Source organism: Psychrobacter sp. M4 (assembly GCF_055699795.1).
Map to the genome: position 1 here is coordinate 2,859,493 of NZ_CM146740.1, position 25,520 is coordinate 2,885,012.

General features: G+C 41.9%; 15 protein-coding genes. 4 read left to right on the top strand and 11 right to left on the bottom strand.

Annotated features, from left to right (window positions below):
- Window positions 1-868: 868 nt before the first annotated feature.
- Window positions 869-1,249, bottom strand: a complete 381-nt coding sequence (locus tag ACR63N_RS11980; RefSeq protein WP_472782078.1) for a hypothetical protein — start codon at window positions 1,247-1,249, stop codon at window positions 869-871.
- 33 nt (window positions 1,250-1,282) lie between these two features.
- On the opposite strand from ACR63N_RS11980, the gene ACR63N_RS11985 reads away from it, so the two are divergent.
- On the top strand, window positions 1,283-2,095 hold the full coding sequence (locus ACR63N_RS11985) for an SIR2 family NAD-dependent protein deacylase (RefSeq protein ID WP_367104727.1): 813 nt from the start codon (window positions 1,283-1,285) through the stop codon (window positions 2,093-2,095).
- A gap of 22 nt (window positions 2,096-2,117) precedes the next feature.
- On the opposite strand, the gene ACR63N_RS11990 is transcribed toward ACR63N_RS11985, so the two are convergent.
- The 4 genes from ACR63N_RS11990 to ACR63N_RS12005 all read right to left on the bottom strand — a co-directional run bounded on the left by ACR63N_RS11990 (window position 2,118) and on the right by ACR63N_RS12005 (window position 5,800).
- Entirely contained in the window at window positions 2,118-3,116 is a 999-nt protein-coding gene (locus tag ACR63N_RS11990; protein WP_367104726.1) for an adenosine deaminase, read from the bottom strand.
- 81 nt (window positions 3,117-3,197) lie between these two features.
- Window positions 3,198-3,722, bottom strand: a complete 525-nt coding sequence (locus ACR63N_RS11995; RefSeq protein WP_367104737.1) for a TPM domain-containing protein — start codon at window positions 3,720-3,722, stop codon at window positions 3,198-3,200.
- Between the two features lie 143 nt (window positions 3,723-3,865).
- Entirely contained in the window at window positions 3,866-5,026 is a 1,161-nt protein-coding gene (locus ACR63N_RS12000) for a TPM domain-containing protein (protein ID WP_472782079.1), read from the bottom strand.
- A 162-nt stretch (window positions 5,027-5,188) separates the two neighbouring features.
- Window positions 5,189-5,800: a LemA family protein gene (locus ACR63N_RS12005; RefSeq protein WP_472782080.1), complete on the bottom strand. Its 612-nt coding sequence runs from the start codon at window positions 5,798-5,800 to the stop codon at window positions 5,189-5,191.
- Window positions 5,801-6,187: 387 nt separating this feature from the next.
- On the opposite strand from ACR63N_RS12005, the gene ACR63N_RS12010 reads away from it, so the two are divergent.
- Both ACR63N_RS12010 and ACR63N_RS12015 read left to right on the top strand, forming a co-directional pair.
- Window positions 6,188-7,732, top strand: coding sequence for an alanine/glycine:cation symporter family protein (locus ACR63N_RS12010; RefSeq protein ID WP_472782081.1), 1,545 nt, complete (start codon window positions 6,188-6,190; stop codon window positions 7,730-7,732).
- A 573-nt stretch (window positions 7,733-8,305) separates the two neighbouring features.
- Window positions 8,306-9,868, top strand: a complete 1,563-nt coding sequence (locus tag ACR63N_RS12015) for an alanine/glycine:cation symporter family protein (protein WP_367107241.1) — start codon at window positions 8,306-8,308, stop codon at window positions 9,866-9,868.
- Window positions 9,869-10,138: 270 nt separating this feature from the next.
- Here ACR63N_RS12015 and ACR63N_RS12020 read toward each other — a convergent pair whose 3' ends face one another.
- Window positions 10,139-10,762, bottom strand: a complete 624-nt coding sequence (locus ACR63N_RS12020) for a fasciclin domain-containing protein (protein WP_472782082.1) — start codon at window positions 10,760-10,762, stop codon at window positions 10,139-10,141.
- 110 nt (window positions 10,763-10,872) lie between these two features.
- Window positions 10,873-11,457 carry a fasciclin domain-containing protein gene (locus ACR63N_RS12025; RefSeq protein WP_367104720.1) on the bottom strand — a complete coding sequence of 195 codons (585 nt, stop codon included), beginning with the start codon at window positions 11,455-11,457 and terminating at the stop codon, window positions 10,873-10,875.
- Window positions 11,458-12,074: 617 nt separating this feature from the next.
- On the opposite strand from ACR63N_RS12025, the gene metH reads away from it, so the two are divergent.
- On the top strand, window positions 12,075-15,866 hold the full coding sequence (gene metH / locus ACR63N_RS12030) for a methionine synthase (protein WP_472782083.1): 3,792 nt from the start codon (window positions 12,075-12,077) through the stop codon (window positions 15,864-15,866).
- Between the two features lie 42 nt (window positions 15,867-15,908).
- Here the strand turns inward: metH and ACR63N_RS12035 are convergent, their stop codons facing one another.
- The 4 genes from ACR63N_RS12035 to ACR63N_RS12050 form a co-directional block, all read right to left on the bottom strand.
- Window positions 15,909-18,737, bottom strand: coding sequence for an SIR2 family protein (locus ACR63N_RS12035; protein WP_472782084.1), 2,829 nt, complete (start codon window positions 18,735-18,737; stop codon window positions 15,909-15,911).
- Between the two features lie 87 nt (window positions 18,738-18,824).
- The gene (locus tag ACR63N_RS12040; protein WP_472782085.1) at window positions 18,825-18,971 is read right to left on the bottom strand and encodes a DUF2256 domain-containing protein; all 147 of its coding nucleotides are present in this window, start codon (window positions 18,969-18,971) and stop codon (window positions 18,825-18,827) included.
- Between the two features lie 12 nt (window positions 18,972-18,983).
- The gene (locus tag ACR63N_RS12045; protein WP_472782086.1) at window positions 18,984-19,145 is read right to left on the bottom strand and encodes a DUF2256 domain-containing protein; all 162 of its coding nucleotides are present in this window, start codon (window positions 19,143-19,145) and stop codon (window positions 18,984-18,986) included.
- Window positions 19,146-19,214: 69 nt separating this feature from the next.
- Entirely contained in the window at window positions 19,215-25,457 is a 6,243-nt protein-coding gene (locus tag ACR63N_RS12050; protein WP_472782087.1) for a DNA repair ATPase, read from the bottom strand.
- Window positions 25,458-25,520: the final 63 nt, after the last annotated feature.

Below are 25,520 nucleotides of genomic sequence, written 5' to 3' on the forward strand. Positions count from 1 at the left end.
GCTTGACTTCTCACCTCAACAATCCTTTTAAATAAAAACTTGTCAATATCCTTATCATCACTTTTGTCTTCACAGCTATAAACACTAAGAAATAGTCATAAACGCTAATAGATAGTTATATGCGTCAAAAAATTGTGTCTAAAACCTCTGACTTTGGCAGTACTCATAGCTCGTAGTATCTCTGCAATTATATAAAATACCCCCTTTATCATATTTCCCCTACAATGTCTTTATTTTCCGCACCTCATCTCCGACTCCTTCCTTATATTCTTTGGCATCTATTTTGCATATATCTTCGATACAACTAGCAAAATTCATCAGTTTATATCTACTATAAAAAAGACAAAAATATCTAATAAATTACTTTCAATTTAAAAGCAATATGCGTATGATTGTTTTTAAGGTATTTATGTAATTATATGTAAACAAATGAATATAGTAGTAATAATCTGGAAACCAAATATAAGTTAGGTTTATCAGATTTGAAGTGGGTAAAATCTATTCACCAGATTATTCATATTGTTTGACACTATTTATAAAAGACTTGATGGACGAGTTTGGATACCGAATCTATAGCTATTACTATTATTTGATTTAAGTTTAGGAGAGAAAAATGAGCGTCTTTTATATGGCTTTATTATCAGTTGGCTCTGTGTTTTGGAGTGTGGTTGTTTTTTGGCTGATGGCAACTCGATAAGTGATAATGACATCAAGCGTTTCAAAAAAATCTATAATGACCTTGCCTGACGCTAACAAGGCGTTAGTGATAATGATTAAATTTTATGCTGTGACTCATATAGTTGATGGTGTCTAGGGCAGCTTATTCAAAGTTACGGCTTAGAGCTATATTTAAAGTTACTGTCCAAAATTATTGTGCGTCTTGTAAATTAGTTTTGAGTTGAGCACGACTAGGCACTTTATGATAGTTAATGATCGGCACCTCTCCTAAACGGCGTTGACCTGCAGCGATACTTTTATCGATAGTAATCATCGCCACTTTTTTGTTAAGTTTACTGATAAGCAGATGTTTACTTCTGCGCGTAACTTGATAATCTGGAAAATTCTGTTCGAGCACCATAGCTGTTTTTTGTAGGGCGTCATTAGGCGATGCTTTTTTAATAGCTGAATTACTCATTGCTCTAGTATTCTTATTGTTTCTAACATTCTTAGTGCCGCGCGTAGAAGCTAGCAACCATAATGCAATGATTACTGCTGATAATATGACAAGCCACCATTTTCCGTCTATCATAAAGAGATGTATCCTATTGTTAGAGGTTAAGTCATGTTACAAGAATTGCCGCAAGCGTTAGCGGCTAATATTCAAAGCGCGGCTAGATTATTAACAGCACCAGCACGTATCTGTATTTTGACCGGTGCTGGGATTTCGGCAGAAAGCGGTATTCCCACCTTTCGTGACAAGCAAACTGGTCTATGGGAACAGTACCGCGCTGAAGACTTAGCCAATCCAGCTGCTTTTGCACGCGATCCACAGCTGGTATGGTCATGGTATCAGTGGCGTAGGCAACTAGTACACAATAAACAGCCCAACCCTGCTCACTTGGCCCTCGCCGATTGGCAAGACTATGCGGCACAGCATAACCAATCAATCAGCTTGATTACCCAAAACGTCGATGATCTGCACGAGCAAGCTGGAAGCACAGCGGCTCATCTGCACGGTCATTTATGGCGCAATCGTTGTAGTCACTGTGGCATATCTTACGAGGACAAATCAAGAGATTTCAACGCTGACAAAGAAGTTAGCGAAGATGACTCTAATTTTAGTACTGATTTAATCACTTGCCAGCACTGTGACAACTATATCAGACCCGACATCGTCTGGTTTGGCGAAGCACTGCCTACTGGAGCATGGCAACATGCTGAAGATGCTGCCGCCAATTGCGATGTGTTTATCAGTATTGGAACGTCAAGTTTGGTTTATCCTGCGGCAGGTCTGGCGCAATTGGCTCAGCAAAACGGTGCCAAAATTATTGAGATAAACCCCAACCCTACTCCCAATACTATAGTTGATATCACTTTAGCCGATAAAGCGGGAGTGGTCATGCCTCATTTGGTGCAACAGATTAAAGAGACATAGTCAGAGATGAACCAGTCAAAAACTACAGTAATACCTGATCAACTTGCCGCAGATATTGCTGTTTTAGATCGTTGTCAATAAAGGCTGAGCGAAAAGAATTCTTTATTAAAGTAACAATGTTAGCTTCTGATAAAGATAAGTGCTCATATATGTTAATAAAGTTTTGATTGATATACCCTTTAAAATAAGCGGGATCATCTGAATTCACACTGACATTTAAGCCGAAGTCCAAAAGCTGTTTTATATTGTGCTGCTCATAACTGTCAAAGACTTTTAACTCAATATTTGAATTTGGGCAAACCGTAAGCGGTATTTGCTCCTCTTTGAGCCTTTGCATCAGCGCATCACTATTTATAGATTGTACCCCATGATCTATCCTATCAATATCTAATAGGTCCAAAGCCTCATAAATGTAGGAATAATCAGCTTCTTCGCCAGCATGCGCCACGAGCTTGAACCCTTCTTCCCTTGCTTTTTTAAACACCGCTTTAAACTTGGAAGGAGGGTTGCCCAATTCTGCTGAGTCAAGGCCTACGCCGATAATGTGCTGCTTAAATTTTAAGGCTTGCTCTAAAGTTTCAAAAGCTTCTTGCTCCGACAAATGCCTCAAAAAGCACATGATGACAGCAGAGGTGATGCCGTAGCGTGCTTTAGCAGCGCTTAAGGCTTGTGTGATTCCAGTGATTACCACCTCAAAAGGCACGCCTCGTTGGGTATGGGTTTGCGGATCAAAGAATATCTCCGTATGAACCACATTGTCTTCCACACATTTTAAGATGTACTCCCAAGTCAGATCATAAAAGTCTTCTTTGGTTACCAGTACTTTGGCTCCAGCATAATAAATATCTAAAAAGCTTTGCAAATTGGTGAAATTATAGGCATCACGTATCGCTTCTATATCTTTGTAAGGGATGTCTACATTATTTTTTTTAGCCAATCTAAGCATAAGCTCAGGCTCAAGCGAGCCTTCAATATGCAGATGCAGCTCAGCTTTAGGTAGGGCTTTTATCAGCTCAATCATAGGATACCACCATTATCGTTCTTTAAATTGCCAGTGACAAAACCCGTGACATAATTGAAGACCAACGCTACTTTAGGAACGCTATTTTAAAAATACCACGGTATCAGACAACTCATTACCTTCTGGATCATCTTCTAGATGATAGTATTGACGCAGTAGCTGCCCCACTTCATCTAGCAAATCAGCTAGGCTCTCTTCTGTTTTTTTATTGGCCATACCGGCCAGCGCCTTATCACACATGGCTCGCCATACTGTGGGACTAACGTGAGCACTAATACCGCGATCAGCGACAATCTCTAGGCTTTGCTCACAGATATTGACATAGATTAAAACGCCTGTATTCTCTTCGGTGTCCCATACTCGGTATTCACTAAACAGATCAATAGCGCGTTCACGGCAGTTGATATAATAAGCCTCTTGAATGGGCAGATGATTTTCTATCACCAAAAACACCTCGCCGCGATGGCCTTTTTCGACCTCAGTTATCTTCGCAGTCAGACGTGCTTTGATCTGCGGCGTCAGCCATCTACTATGCAGCATAGGCACGAATAAAACCTGACGCCATAAGCGGGCAAGACTGGTCTGAGACGAGTGTTTTTGTGCCATCATATTGTATCCTCAAGTATGCGTTTAGTGGCTCTCAGCTACTAATCACTTACGATTATCTATCTATGCAAGCTTAAATTAAACTTGCAACAAACTACATATAGTAATGATTTTTATAACTGTTGATTATTGCTCGGTATAGCCTACCATGAGCCACCAGCACCGCCACCGCCAAAACCACCGCCGCCACCACCAAAGCCGCCGCCGCCAAAACCGCCACCGCTACTACCGCCGCCCATACCGGGTAAAAAGATAAAACCGCCGCCGCCGCCGCGTCCACCTCGGCCGCCACCTGAACCGCGCGAGATGAGGAACATCCAGATAAATATAGCCATGATCAAAGTCATGAAAAAACCGCCGCCTAAAGCCAGCGAACCTGCAAAAAAACCACCAGCAGTTAAAATAGAGCCAAAAATACGGCCAAAGATACTGGTAATAAAACTACCAAATATCATCGCCATTAGGAATAAAAAAATAGGCGTTGGAACGTCGTCTGAGCTTTGCTGAGCACTGCGCGCGGCGGCTTGCTCATCTGCACGCGCCAATACTTCAGGATCGGCTGTTAAACGGGTCTCAATACTATTAATACCCGCCAATATACCTGACCCATAATCGTTTTGCTTAAAGTATGGAGTGATATCTTCACGAATGATACGGTTTAAAGCGGCATCAGGCAAAACGCCTTCCAAGCCATAACCCGATAGGATATACATATCACGATCATTGACCGCAACTACCATTAGTAGTCCATCATCAGTGTCCGCTTCACCCAGCTGCCATTTTTCCGCAACTTGCAGCGCATAATCAAATATAGGCACACCATTAGTCGTTGGTACAATAACGACTGCAGCTTGCGCTAGGCCTTGACGATAGATGTTTTGCAGCTGAGTTTCTAAACGCAATCTTTCTTGCGGATTTAGGATATTAGCCTGATCAACTACTGGGCTGTTTAGGATTAATTTGTCAGCATCGACGCCATCAGCAGTAGATTGTACAGGTGGTGGCGCTGGGGTATTGGTAGCCGTACTATCAGCACGCTCATTAGCGGCATTAGGGTTTATGGCATCATTACCCAGTATAGCTTCATTGATAGCCTCATTACCTAGCACCGCGTCATTGATGGCCTCATTAGACTCGCCCGCTTTAGCAATAGCGACTAGATCTTCAACGCTACGATTTTGTAGAGTTGATGCGCTATTGTCAGTAGGAGCAGCCGTATCGTCCGCAGCAGCATGTAGTACTGTAGCACTACTGGCGCTAAGGGCAATTAATAATGCTAATATGACTGCTTTTGAGTTATTCATTCGCTCTTTACCACCTTAATTGACACGGGTACCAACACATCAGGCACAAACTTATCGTGTGCTGAATCATTTTATGGCTATTTCGATCAGTCACTAGTAACTATTATTAGTAACTGTTTAATATGTAACTATCTAACTCACATCGTTTTCGCAGCTGCTGCATTACTCACCAAAATCCACGCTTGGTGCGGTAGAGATAGCCTCTTCATTATCAACTGAAAAATTGGGCTTGGTATCCATACCGAAGACTTTGGCGGTGATATTGGTTGGGAACTGGCGCACCGTAGTGTTATAGCCTTGTACTTCTTGGATATAACGGTTACGAGCAACCGCGATACGATTCTCCGTACCCTCTAACTGCGCTTGCAAATCTTGGAATAAGGCGTCAGATTTCAGCTCAGGGTAACGCTCAGACACCGCCATCAATCTTGATAGCGCGCCTGTGAGCTGTGACTGCGCTTCGGCGTAACGCTCCATCGCCTCTGGGTCATTGAGTACTTCTGGGGTAATCGTAATACCGCCTGCTTGTGAGCGTGCCTGCGCCACCTCAGTGAACACCTCCTGCTCTTGCTCAGCATACTGCTGCACTACTTCAACCAAATTTGGTACCAGATCCGAGCGGCGCTGATACTGGTTAACCACTTCTGACCAAGATGCAGTAACTTGTTCGTCTTGAGCTTGCAAGTTGTTGTAACCACAACCTGAGAGACCCATTGTTGAAGTGGCTAATACAGCTGATAACAACATAGGTTTTATAATAGCTTTGGGCGTCATATGTGACTCTCCTAATAATAAAAAGCGTTCATCTATTCTATTTATTCAAAAACAATCATAAGAAATAGACAAGCGAGTAATCTGAGTAATATCAATTATGCTGCTAATAATGGAGCTATCTTCATGGTTTTGCAATCAGACGTTACCAAAAAACAACTACAAATAATTAACAATAATCGATTAAGTTTATGTACTCCTTTTTCATTGTTGAGCATGCCTACCTAGCAAATCTCTATATATTACTTTTACATGTTTTGATGTAACGAGTATGCATACAAATATAAACGGTAATAGACAGAAAAACCTTTTAATAATATGCGCAGTAATGAGGGAATGCTAAAACCATTATCTTATTTTAAAATGAATTCATTATGTAGGGATGCACATATGGAAGGTTTAGTTAATAGCGTAAACGGCGTTATCTGGAGCTCTGCTCTTATTTATCTTTGTTTGGGTGCAGGGCTATTTTACTCTATTACAACGCGGTTTTTACAAGTGCGTCTCTTTGGAGAGATGCTAAGTTTGATATTTAAAGGTAGAGCCAGTACCGACGGTATTTCATCATTTCAGGCTTTAACTTTGTCACTGGCTGGACGCGTGGGTATGGGTAACATTGCAGGCGTGGCGGCAGCTATCGGCTTTGGTGGACCTGGGGCGGTATTTTGGATGTGGGTTGTTGGCTTTTTGGGTGCCTCCACCGCTTATATTGAATCGACGCTGGCACAGATATATAAAGAAAAAGACGTGGTCACTGGACAGTACCGCGGTGGCCCTGCTTACTACTTTGAGCGTGCACTAGGACAGCGTTGGTATGGCGTGGCGTTTGCTGTTACTGCGCTTATTGCTTTGAGTATATTTCTGCCTGGTATTCAGGCAAATGGCGTTGTCAATGCGGTGACCCAAGTGCTTGGAGAAGGCAGTACTATGTCAGTGCTAGGGTCTGATGTCGGCAGTATGCGTTTAGGAGCCATAGCCATTATCTTAGTGGTCTTTGGTATTATTATTTTTGGTGGTATCAAACGTATTGCTACCTTTACTGAGGTCGTCGTACCTTTTATGGCCATCGGCTACATCGTTTTGGCTTTAATTATCATGTTTAGTAACTTTAGTTTAATTCCACAAGTATTCGGCATGATCGTCGGTGACGCTTTTACCGCCCAAGCAGGCTTTGGCGCTGCCATTGGTTGGGGCGTCAAACGTGGTGTTTACTCCAGTGAAGCAGGTCAAGGTACCGCTCCGCACGCAGCAGCAGCGGCTGAGGTCGATCACCCTGCACAGCAAGGTTTGGTGCAGTCGTTCTCAGTATACGTCGATACGCTACTGGTGTGCTCTGCAACTGCTTTTATGATCCTAACTATGGGTACTTATAACATTCAAGGCGAATTACCTGATGGTCAGTTTATCGTCCAAAACGTTGCCGCTGGTGTCGAGATTAACTCCCCTGCCTTCACCCAACTGGCAATGGAATCTGTCTATGGGGCTTTTGGTGATACCTTTATTGCGGTAGCTGTATTCTTCTTTGCTTTTACGACTATTTTAGCCAACTATTATATAGCTGAGGTCAATGTGGCTTATTTGACCCGCTTTATCAGTATCCATGCTAATAGAGTAGGCTTACTTTTGGTTAAAGTGGTCACTATGATTATGATTGCCTATGGTGGTCTTAATTCAGCTGGTTATATTTGGGCTATCGGTGATATTGGCGTCGGTCTCATTGCCTGGCTAAATATTGTTGGTATCTTGCTCATCTTTGTGGTCGCCCGTCCCGCTATAAAAGCTCTAAAAGACTATGAGACTCAGCGCAAAGCAGGAGTCGCCCGTTATACGTTCAATCCAGCTAAGTTTGGTATCAAAAACGCTTCTTATTGGGAGGAGCGCTATTTAAATGAGCAGAAGAGTGATAAACAAAACTCACTTAATAAAGATCAGTAGGAAAGATAATACTTTTAGCATTAATTTTGTCGAGTGATTTTGAAGTGAATTAGCACAACTTTTTATTAGGTATCAATAATATAGAGCGTTTTTGACCTCGATATATGGAATTAACGACTGTAAAAGCATAGAAAATTCTAGTAATTGTTAAAAAATTATGGCAAATTGCATTTACTTAACCGTCTGGCTTATACATTGGGTTATGGTAGCACTAGCAATGCTAGCGCTACTCATAGCAACCAGAGGGTTAACTATAAATTGAATATCGGTGTAGCATTGCTTGGTATTTAATAACAATAATCACCTGTTTTATCCGCTGGTCTATTTTATTTACCTATCTTCACAAGGTTATGTCATTATTATGAGGTAATCCATAAAACGGCAAAAGGAATTGCGGCCGCAGCTAAAATATCGGTCATAGTAACTGTTTGATTCAATGACCTTATTGATAAGCCAAGCGGATAAATATAGACAATGACAATCTATCCTTAGTAATTATGACTTCTATTATTGGTTTCAATAACCTATTAATACTGAGCATAACCACTTTAAGACAGTACTAGGAATATTAATATGGAAGGTTTAGTTAATCTAGCAAACGGAATTATCTGGAGCCCAGCACTAGTCTATTTGTGTTTGGGCGCAGGTTTGTTTTATTCTATTTTAACGCGCTTTGTACAAGTGCGTTTATTCGGTGAGATGATTAGACTGTTGTTTAGAGGTAAGCCTGACAATGATGGTATCTCATCGTTTCAGGCATTAGCCGTCTCACTCGCAGGTCGTGTGGGTATGGGTAACATCGCAGGTGTCGCCGCTGCTATTGGTTTCGGTGGTCCAGGCGCGGTATTTTGGATGTGGGTAGTGGCCTTTTTAGGCGCTTCCACCGCTTATGTCGAATCTACACTAGGTCAGATTTACAAAGAGCGCGATGTCGTCACAGGCGAGTATCGCGGTGGCCCCGCTTATTACTTTGAGCGCGCTCTTGGTCAAAAATGGTACGGTGTTGTCTTTGCCATCGCCTCTATTATTGCTTGTGGGGTGTTCCTGCCTGGCGTGCAAGCGAACGGCGTTATCAATGCAGTCGCTCAGGTCGCAGGTGAAGGTTCAGCGATAAACTTTGTAGGTATGGAAACGGGTTCGACTCGTCTTATTGCCCTAGGTATTATTTTAGTGGTTTTAGGTTTTATCATCTTTGGTGGTATTAAGCGTATCGCAACCTTTACTGAGTATGCTGTACCCTTTATGGCAGTAGGTTATATTTTGCTTGCATTACTCATTATGTTTACCAACTTCAGTATGATTCCTAAAGTATTTGGTATGATCATTGGTGATGCTTTTACCGCGCAAGCAGGTTTCGGTGCGGCAATTGGTTGGGGTGTCAAACGTGGTATTTACTCCAATGAGGCCGGTCAAGGTACAGGCCCTCACGCAGCATCAGCAGCTGCAGTTGATCATCCCGCGCAGCAAGGTTTGGTGCAAGCCTTTTCAGTTTATGTCGATACCTTGTTAGTTTGTTCTGCAACAGCCTTTATGATCCTATCAACAGGTATGTATAACATTCAAGGTACACTAGAAGATGGTCAATTTATCGTCCAAAACGTCGCTGCGGATGTTGAGATTAACTCGCCTTCATTTACCCAAATGGCCATGGAATCTGTCTATGGTAACTTTGGTGATACCTTTATCGCTGTAGCGGTATTCTTCTTTGCTTTTACCACTATCTTAGCGTACTACTATATAGCTGAGGTCAACATCTCCTATCTAACCCGCTCTATGGGTAAAGGGGCCAGTAAGACCGGTCAATTTATCGTTAAATTGATTATTATGTTTATGGTCGCTTATGGTGCGCTCAATAGCTCAGGCTATATCTGGGGCCTTGGTGATGTCGGCGTTGGTCTAATGGCGTGGCTCAATATCGTTGGTATCATTATTATCTTCTTTGTTGCCCGTCCTGCTATCGATATTTTGCGAGACTATGAAGCGCAGCTTAAAGCAGGTGGCGGTACCAGTTATAAGAGATTTGTCTTTGATCCTAAGAAATTTGGTATCAAAAACGCCACTTATTGGGAAGAGCGTCATGCAAAAGAAGAAGAGCTTTTAAGACAAGAGTCGTTACGCAAAACACCTCGATCTTAGATTTTACGTAAACGCTATTTAAACTTTATTAATAATCATCAAAAAGCCCGTGATCAAGTCACGGGCTTTTTGATGGAGCTTTATAATTGATACAAGCGTGGTTTTAGCCAGAACTGTACCTATCTTATAAATGTAGTTCATCAAACCAGGTAATAATAGATTATTATTTAGACAAAAAAAGGTTTGATACTCAAGTTAATGAATATCAAACCAATATTAGCTTCATTCAAAAATCGTATTTTAAACTCAGCACATTATTATGATTTGCCTTTATTCAGGAACTAATACTGCATCGATAACATGAATAACGCCGTTAGTAGCTTGTACATCTGGCTGAGTAATATTTGCAGTGCCACCACCAGAAGCTGTAATCACATTATCTTCACTAATAGTAAAGGCATCGCCGTTTACTGTTTCGATATCGCTACCGTAAGGGATATCAGTTGCCATCACTGTAGCATCAGGAACCACATGATAAGTCAGTACAGTAGTTAATAAGTCGGTATCAGCTAATAGTTCATCTTGAGTCACACCAAGCGTTTCTAACAAAGCAGCAAAGGCATCGTTAGTTGGAGCAAACACAGTAAACTGACCATCTGATGCTAGTGTTTGATCAAGACCAGCTGCCTGCAGAGCCGCAACTAGTGTCGATAAGTCTGGGTTACCTGCAGCAACTTCAGTAATATTCTGCGTGGCCATAGGATCAGCCATAGGATCGGCTTCTACTGGGTCAGCCATAGGATCAACTTCAGGAGCCGGTTCCACAACTTCTACAACCTCAGTTTCAGCAACATCAGCTACTGGCTCATCTTGTACGGTTTCATTGTTGCTACAAGCGGCTAATGGTAATACAGCCATAGCAAACGCTAGTGGTAATAAATTCTTCTTTAACATGAGTACTTCCTTATAAATAGTAATTGAATAATTTTTTATTCAATATAGTTCTATAATATATAGTGTTACAAAACCAGCTAAAAACTGGGCGTTGTATTAATAGCGGGTACTTATTTTGGTAGCAGTACCGTGTCAATTACGTGTACTACACCATTAGTAGCGGCAAGATCAGTTTGTAAAATGTTTGCAGTACGACCATTTTCATCCATTAGCGTGCCTTGAGGGGTCACCACTAAGGTGTCCGTACTAAGCATGACAACATTGCCAGGCTTAACGTCTTTGGCATATACTGGCATATTGGCATTTATAACGTGATAGCCTAAGATTTTAGTTAATAAAGCCTTATCAGCAAATAGCTGCTCTTTAGTCATTCCAGTATCTTGTAATACCTTTGCAAAAGCCTCGTTAGTTGGTGCAAAGATAGTATAATTAGCACTAGGCTCAGACAAAATACCAGCTAAATTTGCTGCTTGTACTGCCTCGACTAATAAAGAGAAGTCTGGATTACTTTGAGCAATTTGTACTACATTAACATTCGATTTGGTCATATTGGATTGAGCTGCAGGTTGGCTTTGAGCCGTCGGTGCAGGCTGCGCCATTGGAGCTTCTTCTGCCGCCATCATATTATTACAAGCCGTTAGACCAGCAAGTGAGATGGCTAGAGTACCAATAGTAGCTACTTTGGTAAGTTTCATACTTATATCCTTAATAATGAGGTGTATCCTACGTGTTGACTAATGTGTTATATCCTAAGACAGCATCTTTATTTAGATCAATTACTGTAAAAAGAAATAAATTTTGAACAGTATAAGTCTAAATAAGTCTAAAAAACTAAAACAAAGTTTATTATTTAGACTAATATTGGAATTAGTTAACTAAAAATCCTTATTAGTCAAAAACCTTAAATATATAAAATACTGTAAGATGCTAATCTTTATGGTTGTAAACTAACATAGAACTTTGCTGTAACGCGCCATCGTTACGCTACTTTTTGTGAGACGCTTGTAAGTTTTGTCTATTTTTCAAGAGCATTGTTAAGCTTCTATAACTTTTAACTAAAGAAAAGCCCTTTAAAAGTAAATTAGTTACACTTCTTTTAACCTTTAAAATATGATTTGATTGAGATTACTTTGAATTTTCAGCGCCAAATAATTAATGCTAAATACTCACGCTAAACAGAGCTAAACTATACAGTCATGAACGATTTGTAGTTCATGCTAGACTACTACTAATTTATAATTCTCTATCTATAAAACTTTACGCCTTTTACCTCTTTTCCCTTTACAACCTTGATGATATAAGCAGTACTTCTATGACTTCACAAAACCCTTTGCAAACTACTACCCCCTCACCTTCAGACAATCCTAATAATTTTATATTAACTCCGCCAGCTAGCTTTCCCTTTAAGGAAAAGCAACTGGCCGCGCGTGCACGTATTACCGAGCAAATGAAGGCACGTATTTTGATGCTTGATGGCGCAATGGGCACCCATATTCAGAACTATAAGCTAGAAGAAGCGGACTATCGTGGTGAGCGTTTTGCAGATATTAGCCAAGACGTGCGTGGTAATAACGATTTGCTCGTGCTAACCCAGCCACAAATGATTAAAGAGATTCATAGCGATCATCTAACGGCTGGTGCAGATATTATCGAGACCAATACCTTTAATGGCACGCGCCTATCGATGTCTGACTATGACATGGAATATCTGGTGCCAGAGCTAAACAAGACTGCGGCCAAGATTGCCCGCGAAGCTGCTGATGAATTTACTGCTAAGACCCCTGACAAGCCGCGTTTTGTCGCTGGCGTCATTGGTCCGACCTCGCGTACCTGCTCGCTCTCCCCTGATGTCAACGATCCGGCGTATCGCAACGTAACCTTTGATCAGTTAGTAGATAATTATCGTGAAGCGACGTTAGCGCTCATTGAAGGTGGCGTCGATATCATCTTGATTGAAACTATCTTTGATACGCTAAATGCCAAGGCCGCCATCTTTGCCGTTACTGGGGTGTTTGACGATATTGGCTTTGAATTACCGATTATGATATCGGGTACGATTACCGATGCCTCAGGCCGTACGCTATCTGGTCAAACCGCTGAGGCATTTTATAACTCGATTCGCCATGCCAAGCCGTTATCAGTTGGCTTCAACTGTGCGCTTGGTGCTGATGCGCTGCGCCCGCATATCCAAACGTTATCTAATATTGCTAATACGTATGTCTCCGCGCATCCGAACGCGGGCTTGCCCAATGAGTTTGGTGAATATGATGAGACGGCAAAGGAAACCACTGCCCTGCTAGAAGGCTTTGCCAAAGCGGGTATATTAAACATCGTCGGCGGCTGCTGCGGTACGACGCCTGAGCATATTCGCCAAATTGCTAATATGGTGGCAAAATACCCACCGCGCGAGATTCCTGAGATAGCACCTGCTTGTCGTCTGTCTGGGCTTGAGCCATTTAACATTACTTCTGATAGCTTGTTCGTCAACGTTGGTGAGCGTACCAACGTCACTGGCTCGAAGAAATTCTTACGGTTAATTAAAACCGAAGCCTACACCGAGGCGCTCGACGTTGCCCGCGACCAAGTCGAGGGCGGCGCACAAATCGTCGATATCAATATGGATGAGGGTATGCTCGACTCCGAGCAGGCGATGATTCATTTCGTCAATCTGGTCTCCGGTGAGCCGGATATCAGCCGCGTGCCATTGATGATTGACTCCTCCAAATGGGAGATTATCCAAGCAGGGCTTAAACGCACGCAAGGTAAATCAGTCGTCAACTCCATCTCTCTAAAAGAAGGCTATAATGAGTTCGTCGAGCGCGCTAGGCTCTGTATGCGTTACGGCGCGGCTATTATGGTGATGGCTTTTGATGAAGACGGTCAGGCCGATACTTATGAGCGCAAAATTGAGATCTGCCAGCGCAGTTATGACATTTTGGTCGATGAAGTTGGTTTTCCTAGTGAGGATATCATCTTTGACCCCAACATCTTTGCCGTCGCCACCGGTATCACCGAACACAATAATTACGGCGCGGACTTTATCAATGCCACACGCTGGATAACCGAAAATCTACCCAATGCCATGGTATCGGGCGGCGTCTCTAACGTCTCCTTTAGCTTCCGTGGTAATCCAATTCGTGAAGCCATCAACTCAGTATTTCTCTACCACGCTATTAAGAACGGCCTGACCATGGGTATCGTCAACCCTTCTATGTTAGAGATTTATGATGATATTCCCAAGGACGCCCGCGACGCTATCGAAGACGTCATGCTCAATCGCAACCAAGGCGAAACTGGGCAAGATGCGACCGAACGCCTGATGACTATCGCTGAGAACTACCAAGACGATGGTAAGAAAAAAGAAAGCACCGTTGATCTATCTTGGCGTGAGCAGAGCGTAGAAAAACGCATCGAGCATGCACTGGTCAAAGGCATTACCACTTATATTGACGCCGATACCAAAGAGGCTTGGGAGAAATATCCCAAACCGCTCGATGTCATCGAAGGGCCATTGATGGACGGGATGAACGTGGTTGGTGACTTATTTGGCGCAGGTAAAATGTTTTTACCGCAAGTGGTCAAATCCGCGCGGGTGATGAAGCAATCGGTAGCGTGGCTAAACCCCTATATCGAAGCAGAAAAAGTCGAGGGCGAGGTTAAAGGTAAAATCCTGATGGCAACCGTCAAAGGTGACGTGCATGATATCGGCAAAAATATCGTCGGCGTGGTACTCGGCTGTAATGGCTACGACGTCGTTGACCTCGGCGTGATGGTGCCGTGTGAGAAAATCCTCGATACCGCTATTAGCGAGAAAGCCGATATCATCGGACTGTCGGGTCTGATTACTCCCAGCCTCGATGAGATGGTCTATGTCGCCAAGCAAATGCAAGAGCGCGGCATGAACCTGCCCCTGATGATTGGCGGCGCAACCACTTCAAAAGCGCATACCGCGGTCAAAATTGAACCGCATTACCAAAACGATGCGGTCATCTACGTCAGTGACGCCTCACGTTCGGTCGGTGTGGTCACCAAACTGCTCTCCAAACAGAACCGTCAAGAGCTGATTGACGAAACCCGCGAAGAGTACATAACAGTCCGTGAGCGCCTCGCCAAACGCCAACCAAAAGCGGCGAAGATATCTTATGCTGACGCTATCAAAATTGGCTTTAAAGCTGACTGGGACAACTACGTGCCACCCGTGCCTAATAAACTCGGACAAGTGATATTTGATGATTATCCTATCACCAATCTGCTGCCTTATATCGACTGGACACCGTTCTTTATCTCTTGGGGCCTGACAGGTAAATACCCAAAAATCTTGCAAGATGACGTGGTCGGCGAAGCGGCACGCGATCTGTTTGAGAATGCGAATGACTTAATGCAAAAAATGATAGATGAAAAGTTAATCGTTGCCAAAGGTGTGTTTAAACTCATGCCAGCCAAACGCACTGGCGCGGATACGGTAACCGTCTATGACAACAGTCCAGCTGATGGCGGCAAGCCGACCTATCAGTTTGAGCACTTACGTCAGCAAAGCGACAAAGCCAGTGGCAAGCCAAACTTTAGCTTGGCAGACTTTATCTCACCATCGGACACCCATACCGATTACTTAGGTGGCTTTACGGTGTCGATCGTTGGGACAGAAGCACTGGCTGAAAAGTACAAAGAGGCAGGCGATGACTATAACGCTATCATGGTGCAAGCTTTGTCCGACCGCTTGGCCGAAGCCTTCGCTGAGCACTTGCATGAGCTGATTCGCAAAGATTATTGGGGCTATCAGGCTGACGAGAATTTAACCAATGATGAGATGATCAAAGAAAAATATGTCGGTATTCGCCCTGCACCGGGCTACCCTGCCTGTCCTGAGCACACGGAAAAAGGCAAACTGTTTGATTGGCTCGGTACGGTTGATGCTATCGGCACGACGCTAACTGAAAGTTTTGCAATGTGGCCTGCTTCCTCGGTCAGTGGCTTTTATTACTCGCATCCTGATAGTGAATACTTCAACGTCGGTAAAATCAGCACCGATCAGTTAGAGAGCTATGCTGAACGTAAAGGCTGGGATATGAAGACTGCTGAGAAGTGGTTAAATCCGAATTTGTAAGCAACTAGTGGAAACGCCTATTAATGTAATAGGCGTTTTTGTCTATAGAGATAGTTTCTTCTGAAGCTCTACATATTCATGAATATGTTTATCAGATAGAGCTTTTATAAACTCGAATAAACCAGGAACATTTATAATTTTTGGCATATCTTTTTCTTCTAAATTTCTAGAATCAACTTTTTCTATTGTAGACTTATAATCTTCTATACTACTGCTTAAAAAATCTATAAAATTATTATTTACCTTTAATCCGAACATATTGAATGTCAGCTCTTCAATTAATAGTTCGTTACTAGTTTCGTCAGACCAATCTTCTAGTCTAATAGAGTTTATGTATCTGTGAAGCTTTTTAACCGTTTTTTTATCAACAATATACAAATACTTGATGAGAATATTTTTGCAAATCTTTCTCTGATAACCTACATTATCTAAAGGTTTCAATGATCCAATTGCCTGACTAATCAAAACATTATTTTCATACTTAATATCAGTCTCGACTAATATCCCGAACAAATTACCTAAGTCATTACTGAAGGAGTGAAACTCCAAAGCATTCAATCCTCCTGATATAATCTTTCTAAGAGGTATGTCTAGTAGGGACTTTATTTTTTCACTAGAAATATTGAATAATTTAAAGTTATAGTATATAAATTTATTTAACGCTTTGTAAGCATCTGTAGGTAGATTTTTATTCATAAAACTTGACGAAATTAGTTTGACTAATTTATCTAAATCGTCATTTTTCCACTCTAACAATGAGTTTAGGAGAATTAGATTCGTTATTGCTTTCCCAATTACATCATTGCAAATTCCCATTTTAGAGTTATCATAAAGTGAGACTAAATTTTCAAAGGTAGTTAGCAAGTATTGAGTATGTTCAGCGCAATCTATATAAGAACCACTAGATTCATAATAGTCTAAAATATTATGAATCAACTCATACAGCTTTTTAAATTTGAAATATTTAACTAGAATAAACAGGTCATGTTGCTCTATACTATGAGTACTTAATACAGGAATTTGAAAAATTTTATTTTCTTGTTTATTTCTTTTAATCATTAACCTGAGCTTTAATTCTACGTACATTGTCATTAAATCAGTAAAAATACTATATTCGTCAATCATTATTTCGTTTAGCACAAAGAAACGTAATACCTGTAAACTTCTATCATTTGAACGATAATTATTAGAATTAATTATATAATTCTTATCTATATTCGCAACTTCATTATTTGCATCATGATAAAATTTATAAAGCATATCAAAATTTAAAAAGTCATATAGACCTTTTATATGCCTTTTTACACTCGGAGGATATAACTCAAGTTTGATTCTCCAGTTAGTTTCCAAATTATCAAATTTTCGTTGGCTCTCAAACTCAATTTCCATATTGAACCTTATTTTCCTCGTTATAAGATCAACATTGAACATAGATATTATTGCCTTATAGAACTCCTTGTTCTTTAGTCTTTTATAGATCTCGTTATTATATTTATTTATCAGCTTTTCATATATTATTAAGTTTTCAGACTTATTATCAACTGTTCGTACTACTCCCATTAACTCTTTATTATTATGAGAGAATGTCAAGTATTCATTATATTTTAAATCTACGTCTTCCAGCTTATCAACATCAGATCTAGATAAATATTTTTTGATTTCTATCCAATCTTTTCTTCCATTATTAGTAATAAATAAACAATTACCTAGATAAAAAATTTTAAATATTGTCACTACTTTTTCAAAAATATCACTGTCGTGCTTTAGAGCATCATGATCATCATAGTTCTCAATGATCTGAAAAAATATCTTGTATATTTTGCGCTGATTTTCTTCGTAGTCAGTTGTCATTGCTCCGTCGTGGAACCATAATCCGAAACAGTTAAGATGATATTCAACTGAACAGTTTGACAGTGCATTGGTAATTTGCTCAGGTAATAAAATCTTGAATTCTAGTAGTCCTTTAAGATGTTCGTATAGATAATCAATAACTTCTATCTTAGTTTGACTGCTAACTTCAATAATTTCATTTTTTGATATGCTCTCAATTGCTGATAAAAGATTATAAGGAATATTGTATTCAGAATTAACTCTATCTAAAAAATTTTCATACACTTCCTTATAATCAAAAAAATTTCTCTCCTTATGAAGTCTAGGAAAAACCGACTGTATCCCATGACTTCTTAGATACATACTTTCTGTGACATTTTCATTTTTTGTTAGTATAAATCTCGGAGGAGCTATATTAGAACGCCTCTCAATCCATTTTGAAACAATTTTTAGATCGTAGTCGCTATAGGAATATCCTAAAAATAGGATAGTGTAGGATGATAATATATGTATCAAGAAGTTTTCAATCAAAGGAAAGTTATCGCTATATTGCAAATAGTCATCCTCTTTAAATACAATGTTATGGCTAGAAAAGTCACCATGTATTTTTAAAAGCTTCCTAGGTATTATAGATTTAACTAAATCAGCATCACTTTTTATAATGTCGTAAATATGCCCATTTTGTTCTATCGTACTCTCTAAAATATTGTCCCAATTTGTTGTAATAACATATTTAGGATTTAATTCAAATATCTTCTCGTGAATGTCAGACGAGTTAGCATGTAGTGGGATTAATGATTTAAGTTTTTCGTAGAGTGAATATTCACCAAATTTCAGATAGTATAGTTGTGCTACTTTTAAGTAGTCGCTTTCCTTCGTATCTAGGTCTTTCTTCAAAACATCAATTAAATCTCCCCAGAATGGGAAATTTAAGCTATTAGTTTCAGAAAATTTAGAAACCCCTGCACCAACAAAAATAACTAAATTGTCATTATCTCTTGCATTAATGATTGTATTTATATGTGCTTGATTAAATTGCATATTTTTCTCTAGTATATTTGATACAGATAAATGTAATTTACATGGAAAATCGTATTGATTTGTTCTCGATATCCAAATAATCTAAACTTAATCTGCCTTGTCTTTACCCCGCCGACACCGCTCTGAACAATAAACCACATTGTCCCAATCCTTTTCCCACTTCTTGCGCCAGGTAAAAGGTCGCTGGCATACGGGGCAAATCTTCTCAGGTAAGTTTGGTTTTTTGTGTGCCATGGTTATTTCATCTCACTTCTGATGTTCTAAACCCTCATACTTTTTGACTCGTCGACATTGGTCTGAGCAGTACACTATGCTATCCCAGTTTTTATCTAGCTTTTTGCTCCAGCTAAACTCGCGCGCGCAGACAGGGCATTGTTTTTTGCGTACATTTTTCTTTTTGTGCGTCATTATTTTCCTTATCGTACTATATATTTAAAAATTGGTGCGTGGAACGCACCCTACGCCTGCATGTCGCTATTATTCATACTCATCAAAGATCTTGTTGAGTCGATTCAGACAATTCACAATCAATTTACCAGATTGATCAGTACTGGTATCCAGCATCAGCTTCTCATCCATACGTAGCGTAAGGGGCTCTAATGCTTGTTTAAGTGCATTTGCTATGAGCGCAGTTTGCTCAACAATGTTAGGCGTGTCAGGCTTGGAGATTTGATTCTCAACTTTCTTAGGCAGACCTTCTGCCATTTGCTGTGCCAATTGCTCAACCGCACTGACCAATTGCACCATGAGCTGCTTTTGGATATTTTGGTTTTGCTTGAGGTACTCGCCTTCTGCTTTATGATCGTGCTTATAGATTTGCATCAGCTGATTCATGCTCTTCTCAAAGCCGTTATCAATGCTGTCGCTGACGACTTTGGCATTGCTAACGAAGCTATCGGCAAGGACTTTCTGAGATTCTAATTGCGCTTCTATCTGAATCTCTAACTGGGCTTGCTGTCCTGCTTGTTGTAAGCGGGCAATTTGTTCGGGGTCGTTTTGGTTAAGGTATTTATCAAACTGACTACTAATAGCATTGAAGCCGCTGGCTAGGTCAACGAGCTGCGCAACGATACGTGCACCAGTGTCGCCATCTTCCCCGCCCATGGCTTCGTTACGTAAGAAATCAGCTTTGATTTGCTCCCAGCGCTCTTTTTCCGCATCGTCAAGCACGCCGCGCATATCACCAAGCTTAAGCAAGTTACTCTCTGCACCTTGGGTTAATAGCTGCGACTCACCCAGATAGTGATCATCTATCAGCTGGTTCAGCTCTTGCGCATTCATGACCGCCGATAGCTTTTCGGTCATCTTATTCATATTACGGTAACTGCCTTGCAGCTTAAATATCGGCTCGACGCGATATTTATCATCTTGCGAAGCCGAGGCGATATAAGCTTGGTTGACATCAAGGATGACTTCTTGCACGGTAAACATATGGCGCAAGATGGCGATAATTTCGTTAATCTCTGAGGTGCTATAAGGATAAGTCAGGTCGCTTGCTTGCGCGAGACTTTCGCTATTGGAACCGACAGCTTTTGCCATTTTTATGAGGCGATGGACGTCGCTCAAATCACGGTTAGCAAGTGGCGCGAGAACTTTGTTTGACGTCAACGAATTTTCGATATAACTGAGCGCAAAGACTTCTTCCATACCGCTCATGATGTCGCCTAAGTTGTAGATGTCAGCGCGGTTGGCGAGCATGTCAGGGACTTTAAAGGCCTCACCGCTTTCGGTGTACGGGTTACCCGCCATGACCACGCAGAACTTCTTGCCACGCATATCATAGGTTTTGGTTTTGCCTTGCCAGACGCCGTCGATACGGCGTGTACCATCGCCAAGTGAGATAAACTTCTGCAAAAATTCGGCATGAGTATGCTGGATATCGTCCAGATATAGCATGACATTATTGCCCATCTCAAAGGCTAAGTTGATTTTATTCAGCTCTTCTCTAGCAGTGGCGTTGGGCGCTTTTTCGGGATCTAAAGAGGTGACGTCATGACCGAGGGAAGGACAATTAATCTTCATAAAGATGAGGCCAAGACGGTTTGCCACATACTCCATCAAGGTGGTTTTACCGTAACCTGGTGGCGATATCATCATCAGGATACCCATCAGATCGGTACGTTTATCTTCGCCGACCGTGCCCATTTGCTTAGCAAGGTTGTCGCCGATTAACGGCAGATAGCTCTCATTAATCAGACGGTTACGCACAAAGGATGACAGTGGACGTGGCATAAACTCATCCAATCGCAATGATTCTTTTGAGTCGTGCAATATCTCTGAGCGCATGGCTAGATAGCGTCTGTAGGCAGGAATGACCTGTGTGTCATGATGGTGCAAACGATTTAAGAAATCATCGACAGCAAAGGTCAAAGTCTGCTGATGAATGCGCTCATGTTCGCCTAGTAAGTTATTGACTTGTATTTCAAGCGACACTTTACCTATGCTGCGCTCAAAGCTCTGTACTTGATTGAGCGGATTATTGAGACTGGTCAATGAGGTAGTGGCTGAGAATGACAAAGTAGACGGCGTGCCAGTAGCGCTCTTATCAAAGCTAATACCTGAGTCAATGAGACGTTGCACCAAGGCTTCACGTTGCCCATCATTTAATTGGGTGAGTAAGACCGCAATCGCTTCGGGCACATAGTGGCGGCCAATCTGCAATTGATGTCTGCTTAAGGCGGACTTTTCCTCAATTTCAGCAAGCTGTTCTTCACTGAGTGGCTTGCCTTCACTATCAGTACTATCTAATGGCTTATTGATTGTTTCGCTATCGCCATAGGTCTTATCCAATAGCGCATGAAACCACGTTGCCAATAGCTCATAGGCTGATTTGGGCTGAAAGCCAAGTTTGCCGATTGAGGATCGTAATTGCTCAAAACTGGCAGCGTTCTGCGTATTACCTGACGAACTATTTAGCGCTTGTATCAGCTGCTCGCACAACTGCTGCGCTTGCTGACTGGTTTGCCATTCTACATCTGTACTTATGCCAGTATTTGTGCCAGTACTTACGCTTGCATTTGGGCTACTCGCCTGCCCCATCACGCTGACCAAGTATTCACTGGCAAGCTGAACATAGCTTTGTTTAAAGATATTGGCGTTGTGAATGTCGCTGGTGTCTAAATTCAGGTCTGAGCTGGAGTTGGATTCTGAGCCTAAATCTGAATCTGACTTCTTATTAAAATTGTTCTCGAGGCTAATACTGTCGTTACTAAAGTTATCATCATTATAAGCAGAGACAAAGTTATGCATAACCTCCGTCATATCTTCTACTAGCAAGGCTTTGGCGGTATCACTACCTAAGCTACGACGCAATTGCTCGGCGGTGATGGCTCTATCCGTCCAGTTACTCACGCGCGTTAGTACGGACTCATTTAACCAGTTATCGTAACCAAATTGACGTAATCCATTTAAACCGAGTGCTTTTACTAGGCTCAACTGCCAATAGAACAGCTGCGCCAACGCACGTACTTGCGGGGTATAAATGAGCAAGCCAGCTTCGCGCAAAGTCGGTAGTATTTGCAGCAATAGCAATGTTGCATCATGGTCATGAATGCCTTTGTCATAACCGAGCTGATAACGTGGTGTGGCGTAAGCTTTGACCAGTTTGGCAAGAGGGCTATCATCGATGTCGCCATTACTATCGATAGTGCTACTAACACTGCTATTAATAGTACTAACAGTATCGTCATAAGCTTGATATAGGCGCGACTCGGTCAAGCCATCTTGACTGTTTTTGGCACTTTCGATAATGCTATACGCTAGGTATTCGGCGCGGTAGACGGTATCGGACTCGGAGGCGATGTTCATATCCCAATACGGACGCAAAGCGTTTAATTCGGCATTGTCCAATACTTCATAATAATCTGTGCCCGTTAAATGTAGATTAAGGACGCGTTTGCCGTCTGTCTGCCCACGACTTAGTAAGGTCAAATCCAATGGCTGAGTATTGACCGAAAAGCGGTGCTTGCCAAGCTTGATGATTTGACCACCATCTTCAAACAAATCTGACTTGTCTTTTAGGCTCTTATAACTCTCGATTTGAATGGCTTTTAAGCGCGCATCAATATCATCTGCTTTGACACTAAAGCCTAGTGCTTGCAGCTCTTTAGCGATGCTACGAACTTTTTGCACTAGGCCATCTGAGGCAAAGTAAGTATTTAAAGCCTCTTCCTCTGTGAAGCCTGTTACGCCTGTGCTTTGCGTGCGTTTTTTGATGCTCTCCAGCATGCGTAGTGCGCCATCACCTAAGTTTTGCGCTTTACGGTTGCGGGCATCAAGCAATTGCTGCTTATGGTTTTCAAAGGTTTCGTAAATCTCTTCACGCTTGCTGATGATGTCGGCTAAAAACTGATCGCCACTATTGGTCTCTGGATCCGCGAACTGGCTCTCTAACTCCTCTAACTGTACCAGCAATTTTGCCATTTGCTCATCTGACTTCTCAGGCGTATTGGCAATGGATAACGCATTGGCAATGGATTGACCAAACAGTTTAAATTGCGCGCCAAATTGCGCCACGGCTTCAGCTGAGCCTAAGTTTTTACGTTTATGATTGAGCTTAGCTTTGCTTTGATTGAGACTCGCATAGATGGTCGAGATGTCATCGATAATTTGCGTGCGTACCGTGGCATCGGCGACGTCTAGTGTACCTAGCAGCTCGGTCAACAAGTCTAGACCTTGAGCGGTCTCATCGATTTTTTCTAATACTGGCTTGAGCTCGGCATTGGTCTCGCTCGTATTTAAACGCTCACTAACATCTGCTAATACCCCTTCGTAGCTTGATAGCGCCTCTTCACCACTTAGAAATAGTACGGTTTTTTCGGCAAGCTCGCTCTCTGCTGCTTCTAGTTGTGTTTGTAGCGCTACTAATTTATCGCTATCTAAATAACGCAAATCTTCCAAGCTGACCAAGCGGCCTTTTTGCCGTCTCAACGCAGACAATTGATCAACATAGTCACTGGCCGACTCAAAAGTAGTGACTCGTATCTGTCGCAATATTTCATTCTGCTGGGCTTCAGCATCAGCTATAGCGGTTTGGGTTTGCTTTTGAATACTTTGTACTTTGGCAAACTCATCAATGACCAGCTCAGCAGTGGCCGTCACCTCTTTGATACTACCTGAGATCTCGGTCAGCTCAGGTTCAGACAGCCAATAATAGCTATCAAACAGGCGGCTAGTATTGTCGGCTAATTCTTCATAGAGCTTTTGTGACACGCTTTGATTGTCAATGAGGCGGGTGATGCTATAGAGATCTGAGATGCCGCGCACCAATTCTTTATTGCCAATTTTGCCATAGAAGCTCGTGCTTTCAGGTAATTCACTGACATACTCAGGAGAGGCATAAGGGGTATGCCATATCTGCATCGGGTGAATGCGTGACGGCTCACTTTGGGCGCTGAACAGTACCAAGCGACCATTTTCTGCCAGTGCCATACCATTACAATAAATGGGGTTTGCCAGTTGTTTTTTGATAAGGTTATAAGGGAATAACCCCGTGATGCCCAACGCCACGTCATAGAATAAGAATAAAACGTCTTCGCCGTTGGGTGAGACGATTTTACGCTTAAATTGTAAGTTCTTTTCATTACCGTTGCTAGTTCTAGTATTGGCATCGACGCTCTGAGCATCAAACAGTTTATGCTCGCCAGTTTGCAAGTAATAACCACCTGGGAAGATAATGCCGTGATCTTCGGGTAGCTGGACACAAGATTGCCCGATGGCATCCAGTCGCAGCACTTCTTCAGTCAAGGTGTTGTAGACGAAATAGCGATGACTGTCTTCACGATACGGCAAAATTTTCAGCAAGATTAAACTACCAACTTTGGCATAAGAAATCTCAGCATCTGTCAGAGACTGTGTGCTGTCACTAACGGGTTCGCTATAAATCCCTAGCCCTGATTGAGTATTATCCTCAATCTTAATGGTCAAACTGCCGCTAACCGTCTCTACAAATATCGTATCTAAGATATTCATATGCGGGTATTTGCCATTGATCATCTGATCACGAGTAGTCTCAGTCCAATCAAAATCATAGGCTGGCGGCAACTCAATATCGCGCTCACCTCTATTGTCTACATAGGCGACTTGGGCAGCCTCTGGTGTGCCTTCGCTAAAGTCTAGGGCAAAACGAAACACTCGAATATCGGTGATACGCTCACCGATCTGAAACGCTAATAGCAGCTTACTGTCTTTAACCGTCAGTTGAATCAGGCGCGTTTGCTTGTAATATCTATACAGCTCATTAAAGTCTTGTACAAAGGCTTGTTGATCTAAAAATGTGCCCGTTAAATCGACCTCTTCAAGCTGGTAGTCTTCCTTAACATCATTACTGTTATTATCAGGCTTTGTATTATCAGGCTCTATCAAACGATACAACGACAGCACATCTTTGACACTGCTCGCGCGTTTAAGACCCATAAAGACGTTGTAGCCGAATAGTAAATAACCACCTACCTGCACCATATCCTGCGCCACGCAGTTGTGTTCGGTGCGAATACGAGTACGAGCTGTCACTTGCATTTGAGTGCTACCAAACTCTTCAAGACGCGCGTTATTCAGGGTAGCGGTCTGTTGCTCTAAACGGCTGCCCTGCTCTGTTAGACGTTTTTTAATGAGCTCATAGGCATTGCCTGTGGCAACAGCCTGATCAGTTTGTTGAGCTTGATTGGCTTGGCTATCGTTGCTTGGGCTATCTGAATTGGTTGAGTTTTGCGTATCCGCCATCGTGAGTCGTCCACTTCTGTTTTTATATAATAAGAGAGTTTTGCGCAATAAGAAAAGGTGAGA